Source organism: Deltaproteobacteria bacterium (genome assembly GCA_016210005.1).
Taxonomy (GTDB): domain Bacteria; phylum Desulfobacterota; class Binatia; order HRBIN30; family JACQVA1; genus JACQVA1.
The window spans coordinates 1-22,520 of the sequence record JACQVA010000133.1; the positions used below are offsets into that span (position 1 = coordinate 1).

Sequence of the window (22,520 nt, forward strand, 5' to 3'; positions counted from 1 at the left end):
CAGCTGAAGAAGTGGCGCCGCGCCTGGAAGATCGAGCTGATCGAACCCGGACTGGCGAGACCTCTATGACGAGATCGTGTAGCGCTGGCGGGTCGTAGCGAGCCCGGTGCCGTGGATTCCCGCTTTCGCGGGAATGACAAATTGCGTCCCTTTCGGCCATGGGCCTCGGCCTGACAGTACACAGTACCGTCAGACTGGTGAGGATTTGCCCGGTTGGCTGCACGTTACCCACAGATTTGTCGCACACCCAGACCCGGATTGGCCGATAGTTTGGCTTGACACGCTTGCGCCCGGAAGTCTAAAAGCGCCGAGTCAATCATTTGACCCAGGGCTGGGCCCGGGTCGAGTGAGAGTTGGTGTCCGCTACGGCGGCAAGGTGATTACCGGTGGGGGCACCGAGCATCACTGCCGCGCCGGTGGCTTGAGATGGTATCCCGGCATCCTGTGCCGGTAGCAAAAGGGGGACGCGCATGTGGCAGACGACGACCTCTGGCAGACGGTGGTGGGTATTGGGGGCACTCTTAGCGTGCGGCGTGGCACGTCACGCGAGTGCGCTCTACCTCGACGAAGAGCAAAACATCAGCTTCCGCGCCCGCATCTATAGCCAGGCGGCGATCCGGCTGGAGAACTCACAGACCGACACCATCCCTGCCGTCAAGACGGGCCAGCTGATTCAGCATCGCAACTTCTACAACCCGGAGCTTGATGCCAAGCTGACCTCGTACACCTCGTGGATGAAGGGTGGCGGCTTGGGCTTCTTGGCCCCGGACGACCTCAGCCTGCGCGTGGCCGGCTGGGGCTTCTACGACGGCGTTTACGATTACGCCAGCAGCCAGTTCGACGAGGCGCGACGGCGGGTCAACAGCACCTACCCGAATTACCTCGCCTCGTCCCGCTCCGCCTTCGTTCTGGAGGGTGCCGAATTCAACGCTGACGGGGCAACCTTCGCCGATATCTTCCCCGGGCACGAGGTGAAGAATCCGCGCGACATCTACGCCAGCCAGCGCCGCATCAACGAGCTCTATCTGAGTTACGGTAAGGGACCGTTCTTCCTGCGTGTGGGCCGCCAGGCCATCTCCTGGGGCGAATCGGATACCATCGCCTTGCTCGATCAAAACAACCCCTTCGACGTCACCCTGAGCGCGCCCGGTATCTTCCAGGACCTCGACGAGGCGCGTATCCCACTGTGGACCGTGCGCACGAGCATGAACCTCTTCGACACCCTCGGACCGCTCTCCAGCGGATTTATCGAGGGCTACTGGGTACCGGGTGATCTCGACGTCAACACCGGCACGATTCCGATCCAAACCGCCAGCCCCTTCTCGGTGCGCGGCGCGGACCCGCAGAGCCAACTCGGTCCGATCAATCAGCAGTTCGTTTTGTTCGACCACGTCCCGCGCAAGCGCATGGACAACAGCCGTTGGGGCGTGCGGGTGCAGACCGTCGTCAACCGCGAGCTCACCTTGAGCGCCTGGTACTACACGCACTTTCCCAACGCGCCGGTGCCGAAGAAGAATCCGCGGCCGAAGAAGGCACCGCTGTTCGTCGTTGAGACGGTCCACGACTTAACGGCGGTGACGGGCGTGGCCGGAACGTTCTTCCTCGAGCCGCTCGATGGCATCGTGCGGATGGAAGCGGAGTACTTCGACAACGAGCCTGCTTTCACGCCGGAGGTGAACCTGGGAATCGGCGGTCCGGATCCCTTCGGTGCCGTCGGTAGCCTGCCCAAGGCCGATTACCTGCGCTGGGAACTCGGCTTTGATCGCTTCTTCTTCTTGCGCTTCCTCAACCCCACCAATAGTTTCACGCTGGTGACGGCGATGGTCGGCTCCTGGAACCTGAGCGAGACCAAGTACCACGACTATCGCATGAACGGCCAAAACAAGCCGGGCACCTCCGGCCAAGACCCCAACGACTTCGTGCAGCAAAAGAAAGTCGAGGCCTTCGCCCAAGCGCACCTGCAAACCGATTACCTGCACGGCCGGCTGAGCCCGGGCATCACTTACATCCAGAACGCCCGCGGCACCTACGCGATCTTGCCGTCGGTCACCTATCGCTGGACCGACTGGCTGCTGTTCCGGCTCGATTTCATCGAGATCGGCGGCGACTACGCGCAGGCCGGCTTCTTCCGCGACCGGCGCCAGGTGTCGCTGCGCGCGACTTATCAGCTCAACTGAGCCGCCGGCCGCGCGCGCCAATCGGCCAGCAGATCCGCCAGCGTCTGCTGCCACGGGATGGCAACCCGCCATCCCGTGGCAGCATGTAACTTCTCCGCACTGCCGACCACTCGTGGCACTTCAACCGGCCGCAGCTTGTCGGCCGCTACGGTCACTTCAACCCGCACGCCGCTCAGTTCGATCAGTTCATCGAGAATCGCACGAATCGGGCGCCCGACCCCGGAGCAGAGGTTGTAGGCTTCCCCGCTAACCCCCTGCCGTGCAGCCAACTCGTAGCCCGCGACGATGTCGCGCACGTCGCTGAAATCGCGCACCGCTTCGAGGTTGCCGACCGTCAAGCGCGCCGGCCGCAGGCCGCGCTCGATGGCGATCAGCTGGCGGGCGAAGTCGGCGCAGACGAAATCGGGCCGTTGCCCCGGCCCGGTGTGGTTGAACGGGCGGAGGCGCACGATGTCGAGTCCGTAAGCCTGCCCCCATTGGTAAGCAACAAGGTCGGCCGCGGCCTTGCTCGCCGCGTAGGGGCTCAGCGGTCGCCAACAGCACGACTCGGTGATCGGCAACTCCGCCGGCTCGATCCGGCCGTAAGCGTCTCCCGAACCGACGACGACGACGCGGCAGCGCGGCGCCTGCTGGCGCACGCCAGCCAAGACCGCGATGGTGCCGAGCACGTTGGTGCGAACGGCCGCGGTCGGATCGTCGTGCGAGCGGGGCACGAAGGTCAGCCCGGCGAGATGAAACAGCACCGCCGGCCGCGCTGCCGCCACCGCCTGCGCGACCGCCGCGCCATCCGCGATCTCGGCGTGCAGCAGATGATCGGCCGCCAGCCCCGCGATCGGCGGCGCGGTCGCGCGCGTCAGGCCAAAGACCTCGTCGCCCTGCCGCGCCAGGTGCATGGCCAGGTGCCGGCCCGCGAAGCCGGCGGCGCCGGTAATGAGCGCACGCATGCGCCGGCCGCTACGCGTGTCCGCTGCGCAGAGCGGTGAGATCGGCATCGACCATCATTTCGATGAGCTCGACGAAGGTCACTGATGGTTTCCAGCCCAGACGGGTACGCGCTTTGGCGGCGTTGCCGACCAGCGCCTCCACCTCCGCCGGCCGGGTCAGGGCCTGGTCCACCCGGACGTAGCGGTGCCAGTCCAAGCCCAGGTGGCCGAAGGCCACCTCCACCAGTTCTTGCACGGTGTGCTGTTCGCCGGTGGCGATCACGTAATCGTCCGGCTGCGGCTGCTGCAGCATCAGCCACATGGCGCGCACGTAGTCCTTGGCGTAACCCCAGTCGCGCCGGGCATTGAGGTTGCCCAGCAGCAGCTCGGAGGCGAGCCCGAGTTTGATGCGTGCGGCGGCATCGGTCACCTTGTGGGTGACAAACTCCCGCCCGCGCCGCGGCGACTCGTGGTTGAACAACATGCCGCTGCAGGCGAACAGGCCGTAGCTCTCGCGGTAGTTGACCGTGATGTAGTGGCCGTACACCTTGGCCACGCCGTAGGGACTGCGCGGATGAAATGGGGTGGTCTCGGTTTGCGGCACCTCGCGCACTTTGCCGAACATCTCGCTCGAGGAGGCTTGATAAAAGCGGATGTTGCGGTCCACCAGCCGAATCGCCTCGAGCATGCGGGTGACGCCGATGGCGTCGAACTCGGCCGTCAACACCGGCTGCTCCCACGAGGTCGGCACAAACGACTGCGCGGCGAGGTTGTAGACCTCGTGCGGGCGCAGCCGCTGCAACAAGGTGATCAGCGAGAGCTGATCGAGCAAGTCCGCCTGCACTAGCTCGATCTGGCCACGCAAGTGCTCGACGCGGGCGAAGTTCTCGGTGCTGGCGCGGCGCACCATGCCGTAAACCTGATAGCCTTGCTCCAACAGCACCTCGGCCAGATAGGAGCCGTCCTGACCGGTGACGCCGGTGATCAACGCTCGCTTCATGGTTTGCTGCTCCCGGCCCGGCCGTAGTTGTCGTGCAGCCTGACCACATCATCGAGTTCGGGGGTCGAGGCTTCCAACACGTCGCAGCTCTCCAGTGCCACCATCCGGTGCCGCAGGCCGCTGTAAATGCGGAAGCTGTCCCCGGGGCTGAGCAGCAGGCGGCGCGGCGGCTCGTCGCCCTGCGCGACCTCGAGTTGCAAGCGGCCGGACAGCAGGTAGATGGTCTCGTCCTTCTGCCGGTGATACTGGTAGCTCAGCGCGTGACCCTGCTCGATGTGCAAGATCTTGCCGGCGTAGCGCTCGGTGTGGGCCCAGATCAGCTCATAACCCCACGGCTTGGCCACGCGGCGCGCGTGCGTGACGGCGGACTCGTTCATACGCCGATGTAGATGAGGGCGGTGGCAGTCAGCACCCAGAGTAGGAGGTTGACCAGCAGGGGCCGATCGGTGAGCAGCAGCTGCGTCGGATTGCCGCCCTCTTCGCGTTGATGCACGAGGTAGAGATAGCGGAAGATGCCGAACAGGACGAACGGAATCGTCAGGTAGAGCTTGTCGCTGCCGAGCTTGTGAATCACTTCCGGCGAGGCGGTGTAGATGGCGTAGGCCACCACCGTCGAGGCGGTGACCACCGACATCATTTGATCGAGGAAGTACGGGCTGTACTCGCGCAAGCTGGTGCGGTGCTCGGTGGCCCGCTCGTCGAGCAGCAGTAGCTCGTGGCGCCGTTTGCCGAAGCTGAGGAAGAGCGCCCCGAGAAAGGTACAAATGATCAACCAGGGTGAGACCGGAACGTGAATGACCACGCCGCCGGCGATGGCGCGGATGACGAAGCCCGCGGCGATCGCCATCACGTCCAGGATCACTACATCCTTGAGCTGGAAGGTGTAGGCCACCTGCAGGGCGAAGTAGAGCGCCACCAAGCCGGCGAAGCCGAGTCCGAGCAAGGCCGCGCCGCCGACGCCGCTCGCCACCAGCGCGGCGGCGAGCACCAGCGCCGCACCGCGGCCGACGCGACCGGCAGGCAGCGGCCGGCGCGATTTGTCGGGGTGTTGCCGGTCGCGCTCGCAGTCCCGCAGGTCGTTCATGACGTAGGCACCGCTGGCGATCAGACAGAAGACCGCAAAGGCGGCAGTAGCGCGGGCGGCGTCGTGGACCACGAACAGCCGCTTGGCGAAAATCAAGGCGGCGAAGACCACGGTGTTCTTGTGCCACTGCCACGGCCGCAGCAGCTGGATCAGGTCCAACACAGACGACGGCGGCGCGGCCGCGAGCGCGGGAGCGCCGGCCATGGGGTCGCGGGCGGATGGGCTCAGCGGCTGGTCGCGAACTGTGCTCATGAGGAGTAAAGGCGCGGCTTGCGGCTCACGCGGGCAGGCCCTGGCGCAACCGCTCGCCGTACATGCGCTCGTAGTAATCGGTGTAGGCGCCGCTCTTGATGCGCTCCCACCACGAACGTTGATCGCGATACCAGGCAATCGTCTGCCGCAAAGCCTGCCGGAATTCGTGGCGCGGCCGCCAGCCCAGTTCGCGCTCGATCTTGGCGGGATCCATGGCGTAGCGGCGATCGTGGCCGAGGCGGTCGGTGACATGGCGAATCAACGCCGGCGGCTTGCCGAGTTCGGCCAGAATCAGCTCGGTCAGCTCGCGGTTGGTGCGCTCGCAGCGGGCGCCGACGTTGTAGACTTCGCCCGGCTGCCCGTGCCGCAGCACCGCCGCGACGGCGGTGCAGTGGTCGGCGACGTGGATCCAGTCGCGCACGTTGAGCCCGTCGCCATAGAGCGGCACCGGCTGGTCATCGAGGAGGTTGGTGACGAACAGCGGAATCACTTTTTCGGGGAACTGATAGGGCCCGAAATTATTCGAGCAGCGTGTCACCATCACCGGCAGGCCGTAGGTGGTGCGAAACGACAGCGCCAGCAGATCCGCGGCCGCCTTGCTGGCGGCATAGGGGCTGCTCGGCTGCAGCGGCGACTGCTCGGTGAACACGCCGGTCGGTCCCAAGCTGCCGTAGACCTCGTCGGTCGACACCTGCACGAAGCGTTTCACCCCGGCACGGCGGGCGCAGTCGAGCAGCGCCAGCGTGCCGGCGACGTTGGTGTGCAGAAAAGCGTCAGGGTCGGCGATGCTGCGGTCGACATGCGACTCGGCGGCGAAGTTGACCACGGCCTCGATGCCTTGATCGAGCAGCGCGCCCACCAGTTGGCGATCGGCGATGTCGCCGCGCACGAAGCGGTAGCGCGGGTGGTTCTCCACTCCGGCCAGATTCTCCAGGTTGCCGGCGTAGGTGAGCAGGTCAAGGTTGATGACCTCGTCGTCACTATGCTCAGCGAGCAGCAAACGGACGAAGTTGGCGCCGATGAAACCCGCGCCGCCGGTTACCAGAATTCTCATAACGCTCTAAGCATCACAGCACTTACCCGGGTCCGTTCGTTGGCCCCGGCGCCAGAGCCGCCGGGCCGTTGCCGCCGCTATGCCGGCCGTCGTGCGGCCGGGTTAGAAAAGTGTCCCGCAGTCGCGAGTACACCAGATGGAAGGCGACCAGGTGGAGGTCCTCGACGTGTTGCACGTTGTCGCTGGGGACTTGGACGCAATGATCGACCAGTTGCTTGAGGTCCCCGCCGTGTTGGCCGGTGAAGCCGATGGTACAGGCGCCGTGGGCGCGGCCGAGGCGCACTGCCTCGAGCACGTTGGCGGAACGGCCGCTGGCGCTGACACCGATGACCACGTCACCCGGCCGGGCAAAGTTGCGCAGCTGTTCGGCGAAGACGCGCTGGTAGGCGGTGTCATTGGCCCAGGCGGTCATCAGCGCCACGTTGTCGGTGAGCGCCAACACCCGCAGTCGGCGAGCCGAGCCGCCGACGTCGCCCTTACTGAGGTCGTTAGCGAAGTGCGAGGCGGTGGCGGCGCTGCCGCCGTTGCCCATGACGAAGATGGCCTGGTCGCGCTCGCCGGCCTCGATCAGCCGCTGGATGACGGCCTCGATGGCCGCAAGCGGCATTTGCCCCGCCAGGGCCGCCGTCCGATCGAGATACGCCCGCAGGTCATCCATAGGGACGCCCGCTTTGTAGCCGCGTGGTCCATACCGGGTCAAGCGGGGGCTCACACCCCGGCACACCCCGGCCAGGCGGCCTCGGTTCCCTGTGCCTCGCCGGCTGATCCCTCTTGCGCTCGTGGTTTGATTAGTTGCGCAAAGCTCAATGACCGCTGAGATCGTCCACGGTACCGTTCTCGAGGTGCACGCGCCGCAAGGAGCGCGCCCCGGGCACCACGGGGGAATTGTCGGCGGCGGTCACGGCCAGCACGGCCGCCGGCGTCTCCCAGGCGAGGTGCCAGATATCACTACCGGCTATGTCGCGGGCCTTGGCCGCGCCGGCTTTAAGATCGAGGACATAGAGTTGATGGCGCGGGCGCGCCCCAACCAGCGCCGGCGCAGCGGCAATCGCTAGCTCTGTGCCGTCCGGGCTCAGCGCCAGGTCGCGGATGCTGGCGGCTTCGCGGACCAACTGCCGCACGGGCGCATGCGGCTCCAGCGGCACCTCCCAGAGCTGCCAGTCCCAGTCGCCGCCGATGACCAGATACAGGCGCGATTCATCCGGTGCCCAACGCAGCAGTATGCGATCGCGGTCCCAACTCAGCAGCGTGCGGTTGCCGGCGCCCTCGCCGGTGCACAGGCGCAGCTGGAACTGGTTTGCGCGGGTGACGGCGTACGCGACCCATTGCCCCGAGGGCGAGGGCACCGGCGTCTCGACGGTATGGCCGCGATGCCGGGCGATGCGGCGTGATCCGTTGGGGTCGAAACGAACGAGCTGATCACCGCGGGCGGCGAAGACTTGGCCGTTGCCGCCGGGTGCCGGGCTGGCGCCGTAACCGGCTACGGCACGGCTGCCGTCGACCGCGTTGAGCGACACGATCGCGGGCCAGTTGCCCCTGGCTTCGGAGGTGCTGGCGATGATGCGGCTACCGTCGCGCGACCAGCTCGGCGGCTCGATCACGCCGCGCTCGAATTCCCAGGTGTGCGCCAGCGCGCCGTCGGCGGCGTAGCGACTCAAGCTGGCGGGCGCGGCCGGGTGCTGCTCACCGCTGGTGACGAGCCGCTCGCCGCGGACGTTGACGGCGACGAAGCGCGGCGCCGGCTGGCGGGGCGTGCGGTTATTGAAGCGCAGCATGTCGGCCCAGACCAGCAGCGGGTCAAGGATGGCCACCGCGTTAGCACTCGGCAACGCCACCGTTTCGCCGGTCGTCACCGTGCGCCGCTCCGGCGCGGCGCCGCCGAACACCCACAGCGCAATCGGGCCGGGGACGGCGGCGGCGCCGCGGTTGAGCACGTCAACTTGGGCCGTCCCGGCCGGCTCCAGGGCGAGGTCGGCGAGCTTGTCGGAGCGCACCCAATCGGCGAAGAACTGCCCGACGTCCTGCCCGCTGCTCTCGCGCACCACGGCTTCGAGGTCACGTTCTGTGACCTGGGTGTAGCGAAAGCGCTCGATAAACTGCTGCAGCGCGCGCTGCAGTGGCGCGTCACCGAGCGCGGCCCGCAACATCATCGCCACGTACGCACCCTTGCGGTAGATGGTGTCCCGGGCGGTGGCCTCGGCTAGGGCGTTGTCGAGTACCGACATGTCGGCAACCGCCGCCTGTCGTGCCGGGTCGAAGAACTCCTCCTCGAGACGGGCCGTCAGGCCGTCATCGCCCCAGCGCGCTTCGGTGGCCAGCAGGCTGGAGAATTCCGCCAGCCCCTCGACAATCCACTCGCCGCCGGTCCCGGGTTTGAGCCATTGCTCGGCCACCGTGCCGCCCCACCAGTTGTGCGCGATCTCGTGCGCGACGGTGGCGAAGCCGTACTCGCCGCGGCGGAAGTAGCGCAGCGACAGCCCCATCAGCCCGGAGCCGTCGTTGAAGCCGCGGCGAATGCGCCGGTTGACGAACAGGGTCAGCTGCGGGAAGCCGGCGGAGCCGAAACGCGCAGCCAGCGTGCGGTTCGCCTCTGCCATATCGCGGAGCACGTGCTCGGTATCGAGCTTGACGTCATCAGCGAGGTAAAGCTGGAGCGCAACCTTCTCGCTCACCGCGGCGAAGCGGCGGTAGCGGCCGGCCACCAACGCCATGCCGCCGATCGGCCGCTGGCTGCGCCAGTGTAGGGCTTGCCGGTCGCCGCGCTGCGAGCGCGAGAGCTCGTGGCCGTTGTGGACCACGGTCAATTGTGCCGGCAGCGTCACCATCACCTCGGCCTGAAAGAAACTCTGCACGTCGCTGGGGTACCAGAAGTCGTCGACGTTGAGCAGCACGTGATCGGCGTCGAGCAACCCGGCATCAATGCCTAGGCCGGCCGCGGGCTGGCCATCGTAATCGAACTCCAACTCCACGGTTTCGTTGGCCGCCAGCGGCCGGCCTAGGTCAACCACCGTGATCATCCACAACTGGTGCACCGCCGCCGGTGTCGGACTGCCGGCAACCGCGGCGCGGCGGATGGTGAGGCCGCTGTTGAGCAGGAAGTAGAAGCGCCGGCGCTGGTCCTGAAGGCTGCGCATGGTGAGGTGTGCATGGCCCTCGAGGCGGCGCTGTTCGGGATAAACGGCGGCGGTCAGCACCAGTGCTTCCGTACGCTGGCCGGCGGCTAACTTCCCGAGTTGGGCGGTTGCCGCGCGCAATGCCTGGAGGCTGTGGCCGGAGACGGTCAGGTACGCCATCGTAGCGACAGCGGCGATGGCTAGCGCCAGCGACACCGCGGCAACGGCCAACAGCCGTCGGATGATTCGCTGCAGAAACAGGAGCGAGCGCATCTACGTCCACACCCAGAAGTTCGCAGGCGGACGATACGGGGAGCCGAGCCCGTCTGTCAACGCATCGGCGAGATTTGCCGAGACCTGCACGGTGCAGCCAGTGCGGCGCGAGGGTTGACGCCCCGGGCAAAGGCTGGCAGCGTAGGCGCCCGTTGAACACTGGGTTGCGCATAACCCCAACACAGAGAGGAGCAAACTCGTATGAAGCGAATGATCCGCTGTAGTGGCGCCGCCGTTCTGCTGGCGCTGGCCGGCTGTACCGCGACAACAACAGCCGTGGCGCCCAAACCGGAGGATGCCGACAAGGTGGTCGGCTACTTCCGCAAGAAGGTCAACCTGCCCGCGAGCGCGGCCCCGAAGGTGACCGATCTCAAGGCTTCACCCATCCCGGGCGCGGGGCAGGGGGTGATCGAGGTCGGTAACCAGAAGCAGCCTTTCCTGCTCTCCAGTGACGGCCGCTACGCCGTTTTCGGCTCGGTGGAAGATCTCACCGTCAACCCGTTCGAGGCGGTGATGAAGAAGATCTCCCTGACCGGCCGCGCGATCAAAGGACCGGAAACCGCCAAGGTCACCATCGTCGAGTATTCCGACTTCCAATGCCCCTATTGCGCGCGCGGCTACCAGACCGTCGAGAACGAGGTCCTCAAGGAGTACGGCGACAAGGTGCGGTTCGTTTACAAGCACTTTCCGCTGAACTTCCACCCCTGGGCTGAGCTGGGCGCGGTGGCGGTCGAGTGTGCGCGGCAGCAGAACGAGCCGGCCTACTGGAAGCTCTACAGCGCTTTCTTCGATCACCAGCGCGACGTCAACCCACAGAACCTGAAAGAGAAGTCGCACGAGTACATGGCGGGGACGAACATCGACAAGGCGCAGTTCGACGATTGCCTCGACAACAAGAAGACGGCCGACCTCGTCAAGGCCGACCAACAGGAAGGCACGTCGGTCGGTGTGAACGGCACACCCGCGTTCATCATCAACGGGCGACTGCTCAGCGGCGCGCAGCCGGCCGCGGCCTTCAAGGCCATCATCGATGACGAGCTGGCCTCGCAGAAGTGACCGCGGTTCTTTAGCCCTGTTGCTGCCCCGGGGGTGCGGGCGATCGTCCGCCCCGGGGCAGGGGCAGTCCTCCTCCGGCAATATGTTAGCGGTGTCCACGCCTGCGGGCGCGGGCACTTACAAATGTGATTGGGCGAGCAACAAAGCGGCAACAGCCAGGGCATGGGTGATGGCGCCCTCACTGATCAGCTGCGCCAGCTGGGTCACCGGCACCAGCTGCACGGCGATTTCTTCAGTACCGTCCCAGCGCGGCTCGGACACCGGGCGGGCGGCGCGCGCCAAGAACATGTGGCAGCGGTTGGTGTGAGTCGCGGGGTTGGGATGGATCACCCCCAACGGCAGGAGTTCGGCCGCCGCGTAACCGGTTTCCTCCAGTAGCTCGCGCGCGCCGGCGTGCCGCGGCGAAGCATCTTGTGGGTCAATGATGCCGCCGGGGATTTCCAGCGTTACCGCCGCGATCGCGTGCCGGTACTGCCGGATTAAGACCAGTTGCTGATCGGTGGTGATCGGCACGACGTTGACCCAGTCGCGCGACTCGATCACATCGAAATCATGCACCTCGCCCGTGCGCGGCGAGCGGCTGCGGTGTCGCCATAAGTTGAAGACGTGGCAGCGCACGACCTCTTCCGCGTTGAGTAGCTCCCACTCCATTTGTTCTCCTGTCGGTGCAGCTCGCGCTCACGGCCCGAGCAAGCGTTGGTACTCGATCGCCGGGCAGCGGTCCATGATCACTGTCAGCCCGGCCCGCCGCGCGCGCGCAGCGGCGGCCTCGTCGATCACGCCGAGTTGCAGCCAGAGCGCAGCCGCCCCGATCGCGATCGCGTCATCGACAATGGGGCCGACGTGTTCCGAGCGCCGAAAGACATCCACCAGATCAATCGGCCGCGGCAGCGCGCGCAAGTCGGGATAGGCCCACTGCCCGAGGATCTCGTGCGCGTTCGGGTTGACCGGCAACACCCGGTGCCCGCGCTCCAGTAGCAGCTGTGCGATGCGATAGCTGTCGCGCTTGGGATCAGGCGAGCAGCCGACAACGGCGATGGTCAACCGCCGCGATAGCAGCGCGCGAATCACATCGTCGGGAGGATTGGTGAACACGGAGGGACACACCGCGCAGCCGCCGATACACGGCAGCTCCGCGGCCCTTTGCGTAGCCTATGCCGCCGTCCAGTCTCAAAGCAAGAGACTTCACCACCGAGACACCGAGAGCGAAGAGGGACCCATGAAGACGGGCCTCGCTCTGCGATGTACTCTGTGATCTCCGGTGCCGGTGGTTGGGATTTGACTTTCCGCGCTAGTTGACGGCCTCGAACAGGGCGGCGGCACCCATGCCGCCGCCGATGCACATGGTGACAATCCCCCAGCGCTTCTTCTGCCGCTGCAGCTCCAGCAGCAGCGTGCCGGTAAGGCGGGCGCCGGTCATGCCGTACGGGTGTCCGATCGAAATCGCGCCGCCGTTGGGGTTGAGCTTGGCGGGATCGATGCCGAGACGATCGCGGCAATACACCGCCTGCGAGGCGAACGCCTCGTTCAGCTCGACGATGTCGATGTCAGCGATCTTGAGCCCGTGTTGTTTGAGCAGCTTGGGAACCGCGAACACCGGTCCGATACCCATTTCATCCGGCTCGCAGGCGGCAAACACGCAGCCGCGAAAGAACCCCAGCGGCTTGATGCCGAGCGCCTTAGCCCGCTCGGCCGACATGATCAGGTTCACCGAAGCGCCGTCGGAGAACTGCGAAGCGTTGCCGGCGGTCACGGTACCGCCCTCGGGCTTGAAGGCTGGCGGCAGCTTGGTCAGGCCTTCGAGGGTAGTGTCGGGGCGGTTACATTCGTCGCGATCGCTGGTGACTTGTTTGGTCGACTTCTCGCCGGTGGCCTTGTCGGTGACTTCCATGGTCACCGTCATTGGCACGATCTCATCCTTGAGCTTGCCCGACTTCTGCGCGGCGGCGGTGCGCTGCTGGGAGGCGAGCGCAAACTCGTCCTGGCTCTGGCGGCTGACCTTGTAGCGCTCGGCGACGATCTCGGCGGTCATGCCCATCGGCATGTAGATGTCTTTCTTGTGATCGAGTAGCCAGGGGTTGAAGAGGTTGTCCTTGTTGAACTTGCCTTGCAGCATGGTGATCGACTCGAGACCGCCGCCGATCACGGCTTCGGCGCCTTCGACTTGCACCATGTGCGCAGCCACGGCGACGGCGTACAGGCCGGAGGAGCAGAAGCGGCTCACCGTTCCACCCGGCACCGTGATCGGCAGGCCGGCGGCGACGGCGACATTGCGGCCGACGTTGAAGCCTTGCGGCCCCTCGGGAAAGCCGGTGCCGATGACCACGTCTTCGAGCTCTTGCGGATCGAGCTGCGGCACCCGCTTCATCATCTCCTTGACGCAGTGCGAGGCCATATCGTCGGGGCGGGTGAGGTTGAACGAGCCACGGAACGACTTGGCCATTCCGGTGCGGGCGGTGGCAACGACAACAGCTTCACGCATGGGCATTGATCGGTTCTCCTTCGTGATTGGTTGCGCCAGCAGGCGACCGAGTCTCGCAAGTGCGCCGCGCAGATGCAAGGGGGGAATCGGAATTGCCTGTCGCTCTAGCGCAGCACGTGGCCCAAGCGGCCCCAGCGCGGGCCGCACTGCAGGTGTGTCCAACTGGGCCAGCAATTCTTGGTGTCCCATGAGAAGTAGATGAACATGGCGCGGCCTTTGATCTCTTCGACGTCGGCGAAACCCCAGTAGCGGCTGTCGTAGCTCTGATCGCGGTTGTCCCCGAGCACGAAGAACTTGCCCGCCGGCACCACCGCCGGGCCATAGCGGTCACGCGGCGCGTCCTTGTGGTGGCGATCGGAGAACTGCGCGTAAGTGTCGGCGGCGGCTTGGCCGTTGACCAACAAGCGCTTGTCGCGAATCTCGACCGTGTCGCCGGCGATCGCCACCACCCGCTTGATCAGATCCTGCCCGTCAACCGGGGAGACGAACACCACGATTTCGCCGCGTTGCACGCTGCCGGTGTTGAAGAGCTTGGTCCCCAGCAGCGGCACCCGCACCGCGTAGGCCAGCTTGTTGACGAACAGCTGGTCGCCGATCTGGATGGTCGGCAGCATCGAGCCGGAGGGTACCCAGAAGGCTTCGACCACCGACGAGCGCACCAGCAAGGCCACCACCAGCGCCAACGCGATCGATTCGATGTTCTGCCGCAGGTGCGACTTTGGCGGGCGCATCGCCCCGCTCGCCATTTCTGGGGGCATACTCATGGCGCCCATGATTCCGGCCGGCGCCTCTGGGGTCAAGCGGTGGCTAACGCATGAGCTCGAGAAAACCGCTGAGCATGCGATGGGTCAGTCCCCAGATGGTGTAGCCCTGATAGACGAAGGCGGGAAATTGCTGCCCGCTGCCGCCGTCGCCGTAGGTGTATGTGCCGGCGGCCTCGGCGCGGGTCAGGTGCGCCAGCGGCATCCAGACGGTGGCGCGCACTTCCCGCTGATCGGGCGCGGGCTCGACCTCACTGGCCAGCGCATACACGTAGGGTCGGATGATCAAGCCCAACGGCCGGCTGTGGGCGATGGCTTGCAGATCATCGAGATGGCCGATGAGGTGGCCGGTGCGAGTCAAGTCGATGCCGACTTCTTCGTGGGTCTCGCGGGTGGCGGTGCGGATGAGATCGGCATCCTCAGGGTCGTGGCGCCCGCCCGGAAACGCCATATGCCCCGACCACGGGTCGTGGGGCCGCTCGCTGCGCTGAATCAGCAACACCTCGCAGCCGTGGCCGCGCTCGCGCAGGATCATGGCCACCGCTGCCCGCTGGTAGCCGTTGTGCTCGACCTTGGCCGGCTGGTAGCGCTGCAGCCGCGCGCGCACGGTGGTGAGATCCATGCCGACAGAGTGCCCGCCGCGCGGCGCCGCTGCAAGCACCACCGGCCCCGGCGGCGGTGGAGCCTGGCGGAGGACTCTGGTATGCACTGGCGGCGATGGACGCGACTGCCGCAAAACCCCAAGCCAAGAAAGCCGCCGACATACTGGTGCTGCGCTGCCTCAATTCCGATTGCCGCGGCCTGCTCGCTTACGAAGTCGACGACCACAACGTGCTCTACGTCGACCTGGCTTGGAGCGCGAACCAGGACGGGGAGCTGCGCTACTTCCCTTGCCCGAAATGCGGCGGCCGCAACGTCGTCGAGCCGTTCACCGACGCCAAAGGCAAGACCGGCCACCGGGTGACGCGCTTCGCCCCGGCGCCGTAACGGCCGGCGCCAGTAACTCGTAACTCACGATTGCTGGCGCGCCGAAGCCTTACTCCTTACTCCCGCGCCGTGCTGCAACCGCGTGCGTTGCTATATCGTGAAAGCTGCGCAACTGGCATTGTCGGAACTCCAGTGGCATCTCGCGCCTGAGCCGAGCGGGCGTCGTCGGAGAGCAGACACTAGGAGAGCGAGGCATGACTTATAGCGATTACAACGGCTTGAAGGTTGCCCTCGATCGCGGCGTGGCTTTCGTCACCATCGACCATCCGCCGATCAACTTGCTCGATCTGACGCTGATCGCCGATCTCGATCGCGCCGGCCGCGAGCTGGCAGCCGATTCCTCGGTCAAGGTCGTGGTGCTGCAAAGCGCCAATTCCGACTTCTTCATCGCTCACGCCGACCTGAACCTGATCCGGCAGTTGCCGGCCGAGGTGCCGCCGCGGCCGGAGAAACTCGGCGTGTTTCACGCCCTGGTGGACCGCTTTCGCACCATGCCCAAGGCCACCATCGCCAAGATCGAAGGTCGTTGCCGCGGCGGCGGCAGCGAGTTGGTGCTCTCCTGCGACATGCGTTTCGCCGCCCTCGGTAGAGCGGTGCTCGGCCAACCCGAAGTCGGCGTCGGCATCATTCCCGGCGGCAGCGGCTGTGTGCGGTTGCCGCGACTACTAGGGCGCGGGCGCGCGCTCGAGATCATCCTCGGCTGCGGCGATTTCCCGGCCGACGTCGCCGAGCGCTACGGCTACGTCAACCGTACGCTGCCGCCCGAGGATATTACCGGCTTCGTCAACACGCTGGCCTACCGCATTGCGACTTTCCCCACCGCAGCCATCGCCCTAGCTAAGGAGGCGGTTGCCATCGCCGACGCCGGCATCGAGGACGCGCTCGCCCGCGAGGAGCAGATCTTCTTCCGTTCGGCACAAACCGCCGAGGCCCGCCGCCGCATGGCTGCGGCGATGGCGAACGGCATGCAAACACCGGCCATGGAGAAGCTTTGCTTCGACGACGTCTGGAGCGCGCTCGCCGAGTCGTAACGCCAGGCTATGCTGCTACCGCCAACTTGGGGCGTGGCCCGGGCGTTTTGAGGAAGGATGACGATGAGTCGCAGAGTAGCTGGGTGTGATCTGGGCAAGGCTTCGGCCAGCTTCGTAGTCGCGCGCATCGATGACGGCGGCGGCCTGGTCGTCGAGAACCTCCAGTGCTCAGCGCATCACGGCAAGCCGCTCGATCGCTTCGAGCAGTGGTACCGGGAACAACAGGTGGCGGACTGCGCAGTGCTGGCAGCGACCGGTGTGTACGCCGCTGAGCTAGGTGCTCCGGTGCACGTTCTCCCGGAGGACTCGTGCCAGGAAGCCGCGCTGGAGATGGATCGGACCCTCGAGGACTCGCTCAACCTCGTCAGCGTCGGCGCCCGCGGCTACGGAGTCCTCAGCCGTAGGCCGTCCGGCCCGTCGAGTAACGGCGGCGGGGCGGTGCGGCTCTACCAGTATCTCGAAAACGACAAGTGCTCCTCGGGTGCGGGAGAGAACATTCAGCGGATGGCCAGCCGCTTCGGACTCACGATCGAGGAGGCCGACGAACTGGCGCTGGCGGCGCAGGCGGCCACGCCGATCACCGCCCGTTGCTCCGTGTTCGCCAAGAGCGAGATGACGCACTTCGCCAATCAGGGACAGCCGAAAGGGGAGCTCTTCAAGGGCTACTTCGCTTCGCTGGCCCGCAACGTGCGGGCGCTGCTGGCGCGCAATCAGGTGGACGGGCCGGTCTACTTGGTCGGCGGTCCTTCCCGCATCCGATCCTTCAAGCAGTCGCTCGAAGAATTGTTGGGCGGCAAGGTCCGCATTCCGCCGCACTCGCTGTCATTCGAAGCGCTCGGCGCCGCGGCGATCGCGGCCGAGCAGGTCGCCAACGGCGACGCGCGCCGCCTGCCCCCAAACCCCCGCGAGGTGGTCGAGTCGAGAAAGAAACGCTTTGCCGTCCTCGAGCCCGCCGGCCGGTGGAAACACCGGGTGACAATCATGCCGGAACCTCCGGCCGATCCGGAAGCGGCCCGCCGGCCAAGCATTCTGGGACTCGACCTGGGCTCGACCGGAGCCAAGGCGGTGCTGACCTCGGTGGCGACGGGACAGCCGGTCCTCGACGTCTACGACCGCACGCGCGGCAACCCGGTGGACGCGGCCCGCCGGCTCGTCGAGGCCATACTGGAACAAAGCGTTCCCGACGTGCGCGCCATCGGCGTCACCGGCTCGGGCCGCGAAGCAGTGGCCACGCTGCTGCGGGCGGTTTTTCCCGACACCGACCGCATCGTCGTTCTCAACGAGATCATCGCGCACGCCACCGCGGCGAACCGCTGCGACGGCGATACCGGCGGCGACCTCTCGGTGATCGAGATCGGCGGCCAGGATGCCAAGTACATCCGCCTTCAGGGCGGCCGGATCATCGAGAGCGACATGAACAAGGCGTGCAGTGCCGGCACCGGGTCGTTCATCGAGGAGCAGGCCGCCTTTTACGGCGTCAACGACATCGGCGAATTCATCCGGCTCGCAACCGGCGCCGCGCGGCCGCCCGACCTTGGTCTGATGTGCACCGTCTACGTCGCCGACGCGGCTTCAGAAGCGTTGAAAGACGGCTTCGAGCTCGCCGATGTATTCGCCGGCTTTCAGTACTCGATCGTCAACAATTACCTCGCGCGCGTCATGGGTCAGCGAACGCTGGGCAAGAAGATCTTCTTCCAGGGCAAGCCGGCCGCCAACCCCGCGCTAGCGTGGACGCTCGCCGCCGTCACCGATCGTGACATCGTGGTGCCGCCGAACCCCGGGGCCATGGGGGCGTGGGGTATCGGTCTGTGTGTTGCCGACCGGATCGCTGCGGACACGCTTCGCGCGGCAGCGGCCCTGTCGCTGGAAGCCGTCCTGCGCGCCGAGATCACCGCCCGCTCGACCTTCCGCTGCAATGACTCGAAGTGCCAGACCTTGTGCCCGATCGAGCGCACCACCATCGCGGTGGCCGGTGACGCCCGGGTCGCGATCTCCGGCGGTGCCTGCCCGAAGTTCGAGATCTCGACCCAGACGCAGCCTAAGCTGGAGAAGGAAGCGCCCAACCCCTTCGAGCAACGCGCGGCGCTGATCGCCAGCTTCGTGCAAACAATCCCCGGCCGGGTGCTGGCAATTCCGCAGACCGGAGCCACCTACGGACACATTCCTTGGCTGGCGACGCTCGCTAACCGGCTCGGGTTTTCCGTCAGGCTACTGCGGTCCGACAGCGGTGCGCTCGCGCGCGGCGAGCAGTTGTGCCACAGCTTCGATTCTTGCGGGCCGGTGAAGATCGCCCACGCCGTCTGTGATACGGACGCCGAGTTGCTGTTCTTTCCGAAGATCATGGACGTCGCCGAGCCCGACGGCCCCGGCGGGCAAAGCTGCGTCACCGAGCAGGCCATGCCCGAAATCATCCAGCAGTCACTGCAAGCGCGGAAGCGCAACGTCACCGTGGTCCGACCGCGGCTCTCGTTCGCGCGCGGGTTGCGTGCTGCGGAGCTGCTCGACAGCATACGGAGCGTGGCCGGCGCGCTGGGGATCGACCCTGCCGGCGTCCCTCGTGCGGTCGAAGAAGCGGCGCGGGCACAGGAGCGGTATCAAAGCGCGCTGCTGCAAATCGGGCAGCAGGCCATCGACTACGCGCGCGCCAACGCGGTTCCGATGGTACTGCTCTGCGGCCAGTTGCACGTCATTCACGACCCCGCGGTCAACGCCACGATTCCTTTGCTGTTAAGGCAAAACGGCGCGCTGGCGCTCCCCATCGATTGCTTCCCCATCGATCCCGCCACCCCAGCCATGAAGAAGGTCTATTGGGGCGACCCCAACCGGCTGATGCGAGCTGCGGCCAGCGCGCGCGCGGCCGGAGACGTCTTTCCGCTGCTGCTGTGCTCCTTCGGGTGTGGGCCGGGTTCGTTCGTCGAGCAAGCTTTTCAAGGTTTGCTCGCAGGCTACCCGCACACGATTCTGGAGAGCGACGGCCACGGGGGAACCGCCGGTTTCGTCACCCGCATTCAAGCCTTTCTGCAGTCGGTGCGGCAGTTCATCGCGCGGAGCGGCTCCGGCGCGCTGCCCGACAACCGCAAGCTGCTCTCGTACCTGGACCGGGCTCCGCGCCGGAGCCGGTACATGGATCGCAACGTGCGCTACGTCTTCTTGAGCGCGGTGGAGTACTTCGGCGCCGCGTTCGCCGCCGTCTACCGCGGCTTCGGCTACGACGCGGTGGCGGCGCCGCCGCTCTCCTACGACAACTTCGCCTGCGGCCGGCGCGACTGCTCGGGCAAGGAGTGCCTTTCCTACCAGCTGGTCTGGGGGGCGTTCCGCGAGTACCTGGAGAAGAACCCGCCGGAGAAGGAAACGCGGCTGATGCAAATCACCGGGCAGATGTGCCGCGCCGGCGTGTTCGACGTCAAAGACAGGCTTTCCGTGGAAAGAATGGGGCTCGACGAGCGCGTCTCCGTGACCGGGCTGCGCGTTGGCGGTGGTCCGGCGATGACGGCGATCCTGTGGGCCGGGCTGGCAGCGCTGGACATCCTCAGGCAGCTCCAGGTCTACCATCTCGCCGTCGAGACCAAGCCCGGGCAAGCCGACGACATCTATCGCGCCGGCTGCGATGAGGTGTTGCGAATCATCGAACAGCGCGTGCGCAACGGGCGGGCAAGCGCTGCGGACCTGATCGGCAAGTGGCGCGCCGTCACCGCCGCGCTGGAACGAACCGCACGCGAGTACGGCGGGCTCGAACCGGCGCGTCCAGCGGGCGATCGCTGGCGGACGGTCTTCGTCTCCGGCGACATCCTGACCAAGGCGAACGACTTCGCCAACGGCGGCATCTATCGCCGGATGAGCGAGAAGGGCGTGCGCGCGGTGGTTGAGCCGATGTGCGACTTCCTGGAATACCTCGCGCGCGTGCAGCCGCACCTGTTGTTCGGCCGCAGCGCCGACCGGCGGCAAATTCTGATCTACAAGACACTCATGGTGACCATCCGCCGGCGCCTGTACACACTGGCCCGCAGACAGCATCCCTGGCTGCCGGCGCCGGATGTGAAGGCGAGTTTGCGGCGCACCGAGCCGATCCTGGACACCGCCACCGTCGGCGGCGCCGCCCTCGCCGTTGGCAGCGTGTTGCGTCACTGGAAGACTGCGCGCTACGACGGCGTCGTCATGACCAGCTGTTGGGGTTGTGACAATGCCTTGGTCGAGGAGAGTCTGCTCCGCCATCGTAAAGAAATCCCCTTCTACTTCTACTACGACGACGGCACGCCGCTCGACGAACGGCGCGTCAACAGCTTCGCCTTCCGGCTGCGCCGCCAGCCAGTGCGGCAGCTTTGACCGCCCGCCCGGGGGTGCGCGCTCACGGGCGGGGCGTGAGGAAGCGGCGAAACCAGTCGAGGGCGAGATTGATCGCGGTGGTGCGGTGCGGCAGGTCGTAAATCTCGTAGTGGCCGATGTCGAGGATCTCCAAGCACTTCAGCTCGGCGGCCGCGCGGTACAGGCACTCCAGCTCGCTGATCGGTACCGCGGTGTCGTAGCGGGCGCCGATCAGCAGCAGCGGCCGCGGTGCGACGCGGTGCACAACCTGCTCGGGCTCGTACTCCATGATCCGTTCCACCGCTTCGAGCGGTAGCTGCGTGGCCAGCTGCGGCAGTGCCGCGAGCCCCTGGGCGAACGCCGCCACCGACTGCTCATCGTTGAGGATCGTCCCGGGATCGATGAGCTGCGAGACCCCGGTGCTGACCCGCTGTACCGCGTCTTGCGCCAGCATGACGCGCAGCAGCTCGCGCTGCTCGGGGGTACTGCTCAGCCGCATCCGGCGCGGGATGCTGCCGAAGCCGACCTGGCCGACGACACACCACGGCCGGGGATCGATGCCCGCTGCTTGCACCACGTTGGCGCAGCCGAAGCTGGTGCCCCACAGGCCGATGCGCTCGGCATCGACACCGGGCTGAGCGCCGAGAAAGGTGACGGCGTTGCGAATGTCCTCGACTTGTTCGAGCGGCACCAGGCGCCCGCGCGCACCCTCGCTTTGTCCGAAACCTCGGTAGTCGAACGTCAGCACCACGAAGCCGGCGGCGCAAAACGCTTCCGCAAACGGCGGCAGCAACCACTCTTTGATGCCGGTGAACCCGTGACACATGACGACGCCGGGACGCGGCCGCTCGCTGCCGCCGGCGTCGGGCCGCCACACCAGCGCAGCACACTTGCTGCCGCAACTGAAGAAGTGAACCGGTACAGTCTCCATGCGTGTCACCCTACCCGACCGCAACTAGAAAGCAAAAACCACGGCACGTCGCGCTACACCACACCGCCGGCACGCAGCTGCGCGATTTCTGCCGTGCCGAATCCGAGTGAGCCGAGCACGCTGTCAGTGTGCTCACCGAAACCCGGGGGCGGGGTGCGAATAGCGCCGGGGGTGTCGGAAAGCTTGAGCGGGATCCCCGGCGCCAGACTGCGGCCGGCCGCCGTCTCCAACTCCACCACCATCTGGCGATGCCGCAGCTGCGGATTGGCGAGAGCCTCATCCAAGTGGTTGACCGGGCCTAAGCAGATGGCTTGATCACCCAGCTCATGCAGCCACTCGGCCAGAGTCCGGCGGCGGAAGGCGGCGCGCAAGAAGGCGAACATCTCGTCGCGCTTCTCGCCGCCGGCCCATTGAGATGCAATGAAGTCCTCACGGCCGAAGTGGCGGCACAGCGTCGCCCAGAAGTGGGGCTCGAAGGCACCGACTGTCAGGTAGCGGTCGTCACTCGTCTGGTAGATCGCGTAACAGGGGTAGTGCCCGGTGAGTTGCTCGCGGCCGCGCTGCGGCAGTTGCCCCGAAAGCTGGTACAAGAGCAGGTGATAGACGTTCCAGGCAAAGGCGCCGTCGAGCATGGCGACGTCGACGAACTGGCCGCGGCCGGTTTGCGCCCGCGCGATCACCGCGCTGAGAATGCCGGCCACGGCCAGCAACGAGCCGGCACCGATGTCGGCGATCTGCACACCCGCCAGCACGGGTGGAGCACCGGCCGCGCCGATGTACTCGAGTACGCCGGCGTAGCCCAAGTAGTTCAGGTCGTGCCCGACCTTGTCGCGGTAAGGGCCATCCTGGCCGTAGCCCGTGATCGCGCAGTAGATCAGTCGCTCATTGATGGCGCTGAGCCTAGCGTAGTCGATGCCGAGCCGCTGGCTCACACCGGGCCGGAAGCCCTCTAGGACCTGATCCTGCCCGAGAAGTGTTCGCTGGACACGGTGACGTGAGATGTTAGGGTCCTTCAGCAAGCTTGGCAAAGACTTTGAAGAACTCGGCGATGTCGTCCATGCGTGGCAGCCCGATCCAGAGAGCCTTGGTGCCTG

General features: G+C 66.3%; 19 protein-coding genes. 5 read left to right on the plus strand and 14 right to left on the minus strand.

Annotated elements, in window-relative coordinates; translation table 11 throughout:
- Nucleotides 1–533 precede the first annotated feature (533 nt).
- Nucleotides 534–2,177, plus strand: coding sequence for a DUF1302 family protein (locus HY699_12515; protein MBI4516626.1), 1,644 nt, complete (start codon nucleotides 534–536; stop codon nucleotides 2,175–2,177).
- Here the strand turns inward: HY699_12515 and HY699_12520 are convergent.
- From HY699_12520 to HY699_12550, 7 genes are all read right to left on the minus strand, one after another.
- Complete coding sequence (locus HY699_12520; protein ID MBI4516627.1) at nucleotides 2,165–3,169, minus strand: GDP-mannose 4,6-dehydratase; 1,005 nt, start codon at nucleotides 3,167–3,169, stop codon at nucleotides 2,165–2,167. The two genes, HY699_12515 and HY699_12520, sit on opposite strands and share 13 nt — an antisense overlap.
- Nucleotides 3,132–4,100, minus strand: a complete 969-nt coding sequence (gene gmd / locus HY699_12525; protein MBI4516628.1) for a GDP-mannose 4,6-dehydratase — start codon at nucleotides 4,098–4,100, stop codon at nucleotides 3,132–3,134. The genes HY699_12520 and gmd overlap by 38 nt, the downstream gene beginning before the upstream one ends.
- Nucleotides 4,097–4,477 (minus strand): cupin domain-containing protein, encoded by a 381-nt coding sequence (locus tag HY699_12530; protein MBI4516629.1) that lies wholly within the window; start codon nucleotides 4,475–4,477, stop codon nucleotides 4,097–4,099. Before HY699_12530 ends, gmd begins: the two co-directional genes overlap by 4 nt.
- Nucleotides 4,474–5,388 carry a decaprenyl-phosphate phosphoribosyltransferase gene (locus tag HY699_12535; GenBank protein ID MBI4516630.1) on the minus strand — a complete coding sequence of 305 codons (915 nt, stop codon included), beginning with the start codon at nucleotides 5,386–5,388 and terminating at the stop codon, nucleotides 4,474–4,476. Before HY699_12535 ends, HY699_12530 begins: the two co-directional genes overlap by 4 nt.
- Before the next feature lie 73 nt (nucleotides 5,389–5,461).
- Nucleotides 5,462–6,490, minus strand: coding sequence for a dTDP-glucose 4,6-dehydratase (gene rfbB / locus HY699_12540; protein ID MBI4516631.1), 1,029 nt, complete (start codon nucleotides 6,488–6,490; stop codon nucleotides 5,462–5,464).
- Between the two features lie 22 nt (nucleotides 6,491–6,512).
- Nucleotides 6,513–7,148, minus strand: coding sequence for an SIS domain-containing protein (locus HY699_12545; GenBank protein ID MBI4516632.1), 636 nt, complete (start codon nucleotides 7,146–7,148; stop codon nucleotides 6,513–6,515).
- A 145-nt stretch (nucleotides 7,149–7,293) separates the two neighbouring features.
- Nucleotides 7,294–9,876, minus strand: a complete 2,583-nt coding sequence (locus tag HY699_12550; GenBank protein MBI4516633.1) for a hypothetical protein — start codon at nucleotides 9,874–9,876, stop codon at nucleotides 7,294–7,296.
- Between the two features lie 201 nt (nucleotides 9,877–10,077).
- On the opposite strand from HY699_12550, the gene HY699_12555 reads away from it, so the two are divergent.
- Nucleotides 10,078–10,932 carry a thioredoxin domain-containing protein gene (locus HY699_12555; protein ID MBI4516634.1) on the plus strand — a complete coding sequence of 285 codons (855 nt, stop codon included), beginning with the start codon at nucleotides 10,078–10,080 and terminating at the stop codon, nucleotides 10,930–10,932.
- Nucleotides 10,933–11,049: 117 nt separating this feature from the next.
- Here the strand turns inward: HY699_12555 and HY699_12560 are convergent, their stop codons facing one another.
- The 5 genes from HY699_12560 to HY699_12580 all read right to left on the minus strand — a co-directional run bounded on the left by HY699_12560 (nucleotide 11,050) and on the right by HY699_12580 (nucleotide 14,797).
- On the minus strand, nucleotides 11,050–11,583 hold the full coding sequence (locus HY699_12560) for an NUDIX hydrolase (GenBank protein MBI4516635.1): 534 nt from the start codon (nucleotides 11,581–11,583) through the stop codon (nucleotides 11,050–11,052).
- A gap of 27 nt (nucleotides 11,584–11,610) precedes the next feature.
- The gene (locus HY699_12565) at nucleotides 11,611–12,027 is read right to left on the minus strand and encodes a CoA-binding protein (protein ID MBI4516636.1); all 417 of its coding nucleotides are present in this window, start codon (nucleotides 12,025–12,027) and stop codon (nucleotides 11,611–11,613) included.
- 196 nt (nucleotides 12,028–12,223) lie between these two features.
- Nucleotides 12,224–13,414, minus strand: a complete 1,191-nt coding sequence (locus HY699_12570) for an acetyl-CoA C-acyltransferase (protein MBI4516637.1) — start codon at nucleotides 13,412–13,414, stop codon at nucleotides 12,224–12,226.
- 104 nt (nucleotides 13,415–13,518) lie between these two features.
- On the minus strand, nucleotides 13,519–14,145 hold the full coding sequence (gene lepB / locus HY699_12575; protein ID MBI4516638.1) for a signal peptidase I: 627 nt from the start codon (nucleotides 14,143–14,145) through the stop codon (nucleotides 13,519–13,521).
- Between the two features lie 76 nt (nucleotides 14,146–14,221).
- A complete protein-coding gene (locus HY699_12580; GenBank protein ID MBI4516639.1) occupies nucleotides 14,222–14,797 on the minus strand; it encodes a CoA pyrophosphatase in 576 nt (191 codons plus the stop codon).
- Nucleotides 14,798–14,892: 95 nt separating this feature from the next.
- On the opposite strand from HY699_12580, the gene HY699_12585 reads away from it, so the two are divergent.
- From HY699_12585 to HY699_12595, 3 genes are all read left to right on the plus strand, one after another.
- Nucleotides 14,893–15,162 carry a hypothetical protein gene (locus HY699_12585; GenBank protein ID MBI4516640.1) on the plus strand — a complete coding sequence of 90 codons (270 nt, stop codon included), beginning with the start codon at nucleotides 14,893–14,895 and terminating at the stop codon, nucleotides 15,160–15,162.
- A gap of 194 nt (nucleotides 15,163–15,356) precedes the next feature.
- A complete protein-coding gene (locus HY699_12590) occupies nucleotides 15,357–16,193 on the plus strand; it encodes an enoyl-CoA hydratase/isomerase family protein (GenBank protein ID MBI4516641.1) in 837 nt (278 codons plus the stop codon).
- Between the two features lie 63 nt (nucleotides 16,194–16,256).
- Nucleotides 16,257–20,516, plus strand: coding sequence for a hypothetical protein (locus HY699_12595; protein MBI4516642.1), 4,260 nt, complete (start codon nucleotides 16,257–16,259; stop codon nucleotides 20,514–20,516).
- Nucleotides 20,517–20,538: 22 nt separating this feature from the next.
- Here HY699_12595 and HY699_12600 read toward each other — a convergent pair whose 3' ends face one another.
- Both HY699_12600 and HY699_12605 read right to left on the minus strand, forming a co-directional pair.
- Complete coding sequence (locus HY699_12600; GenBank protein ID MBI4516643.1) at nucleotides 20,539–21,426, minus strand: alpha/beta fold hydrolase; 888 nt, start codon at nucleotides 21,424–21,426, stop codon at nucleotides 20,539–20,541.
- 53 nt (nucleotides 21,427–21,479) lie between these two features.
- The gene (locus HY699_12605) at nucleotides 21,480–22,358 is read right to left on the minus strand and encodes a CoA transferase (GenBank protein ID MBI4516644.1); all 879 of its coding nucleotides are present in this window, start codon (nucleotides 22,356–22,358) and stop codon (nucleotides 21,480–21,482) included.
- Nucleotides 22,359–22,520 lie beyond the last annotated feature (162 nt).